The 2,133-nt window shown below is 74.8% G+C and carries 1 pseudogene; it reads right to left on the bottom strand.

The features are described 5' to 3' along the window. Positions 1-69: 69 nt before the first annotated feature. Positions 70-2,085: pseudogene (locus tag FV223_RS26000) on the bottom strand (alpha-2-macroglobulin family protein); the annotation flags it as partial. Positions 2,086-2,133: the final 48 nt, after the last annotated feature.

Raw genomic sequence — 2,133 nt, 5'->3', positions numbered from 1 at the left:
CTCCCCCCCTGCTCCGCAGGGTCCCCTCCCCCGCAGAGGGGGGAGGGACGCGCGGGCGGCCGCCCATCCCTACTTCGCCGCCCCGATCTCGACCGAGCCGAACGCGGTGCGGCCGAAGCGTTCGGGGCGGTACATGTCCTCGATGGTCGCGCCGGGATGGACGTAGGTGCCGGGCGAGACCGCGCGCACGGTGTAGGCGGCGGTGAAGAAGGCCGACTGCTCGGGCGAGCGGTCGTAGGCGGCCACGAAGCGGTCGTCGCGGAACTCGGTGTGGACCGGCTGCACGTCGGACTTCGCGAAGGCGAGGCCGGTGAGCGCGTCGGCGTCGAGGAGCTTCGGGTTGTCGATCTCGAGGCCCGCGGGCAGGTGGTCGACCAGCAGCAGGCGGCCGGCGCTGGCCTTGGCCTCCGTCACCTTCAGCACCACCACGAGGCGGTCGTTCTGGCGGATGCCGCGGGCGGGGTCGACGACGCTGCCGTCGAGGCGGTGATAGCTCCGCTCGATGGCGTAGCCGCGCGCGTCGGCCGGCTCGGGCGACACGGGATTGCCCGAGACGCCGACCACCACCTGCACCGGCGCCCGGCCGGTGTTGGCGATCGCCACCGGCCGCTCCAGCGCCGCCGCCCGGTAGCTCCGCGCCAGCGGGCCGGCCTGGGGCGCGCCGTCGACGGTGAAGGACAGCGCGTCGGCTTCCTGCGTCAGGCCCTGGGCCGCCAGCACCATCCAGGTGTTCTCCTGCGTGCTGGTGACCCGCCCGGAGGCGCGCTCCTCGACAAGCACCGCGGAGACCGGTGTCAGCGCGGCCTGCGAGAAACCGGTCTCGGCGGCGAGCGCCAGCAGGCCGGCGCCGTCGCGCAGGCGCGAGCCGTAATCGGCGCGGTAGCTCTGCCTGTCGCGCTCGGACCGGAGCGCCGTCAACGCGGACTCCATCGCCTTGGCGGCGCGGCCGCGGTCGCCGAGGAGCGCCAGGGCCGCCGCGATCTGCGCCCGCCCGAGGGGGGTGGCGAAGTCGGCGAGCTTGGTGTCGGCGAGGTAGCGGAGGTCCCCCATCACCGGGCGGCCGTTCCGGGCCAGCACGTAGGCCGCGTAGGCGAGGTCGGTGCCGCCGTCGCGCACCTCCGTGGTGTTGGCGACCGCGTTGCGCAGGCGGTCGAGGGCTTGGCCGAACGCCACCTGCGGCACGGCGAAGCCGCGCTCGCGGGCCCGCGTCAGGAAGTCGGTGACGTAGGCCGACAGCCAGAGGTCGTTCGACCCCTGCGCCGACCACAGCCCGAAATCGCCGCTCGCATCCTGGCGCGACAGCACCCGCTCGATCGCCTCGCGGATGCGGGCGTCGACGGTGTCGTCGAGGGCCAGCCTGTCCTTGGCCGCGAGCGCGTTGACGTAGAGCAGCGGCATCGCCCGACTCACCACCTGCTCGGAGCAGCCGTAGGGGTAGCGGTCCAGCGCCAGCAGCAGCGCCGGCACGTCGATGCCCGGCAGCGCGCCGGCCGCCACCGAGACGGTGCCGGTGCCGGGCAGGATGTCGGCGAGCAGGTCCCCGGAGAGCTGTAGGCTCGCGCCGGGCGCCAGCGTGCGCACCTCGCGCCGCACCAGCGCGCCGGTGCCGGGCGAGACGGGAAGCGTGAAGCGCTGGCCGGCGCCCGCGGCGAGGCCCGGGCCGGAGAGCGTCAGGTCGAGGCTCGCGGTGCCGGGCCCGGCCGCGGTGATCTGCACCACGAGCTGCCCCTTGGCGCCCGCCTCCAGCCGCATCGTCGTGCGCACCGCCTGCGCCCCGACCAGCACCGGCCCCGACAGGTCGAGGTCGAGGGTGTAGTCGCCGCCCTGCCCCTCGACGTTGTCGAGCGCCAGGAAGACGCGGGAGCGGTCGCCGGCATTGAGGAAGCGCGGCAGCGTGCCGGTGACGACCACGGGATCGCGCACGATCACGTCGGCCGAGGCCTGGCCGACGCGGCTGCCGCTCCAGGCGGTGACCATCACCCGCGCGGTGCCGTTGAAGGCCGGCACCGGGAAGGTGACGCTGGCGCTGCCGTCGGGGGCCACCGTCACCACGCCGGAATAGAGCGCGAGCGGCGCCTGGGTCGGCGCAGGGGTCGAACGACCTCTGGCTGTCGGCCTACGTCACCGACTTCC

It is taken from the genome of Methylobacterium sp. WL116, from assembly GCF_008039455.1.
Classification (GTDB): domain Bacteria; phylum Pseudomonadota; class Alphaproteobacteria; order Rhizobiales; family Beijerinckiaceae; genus Methylobacterium.
This window is presented reverse-complemented; position numbering and strand designations above follow the sequence as displayed.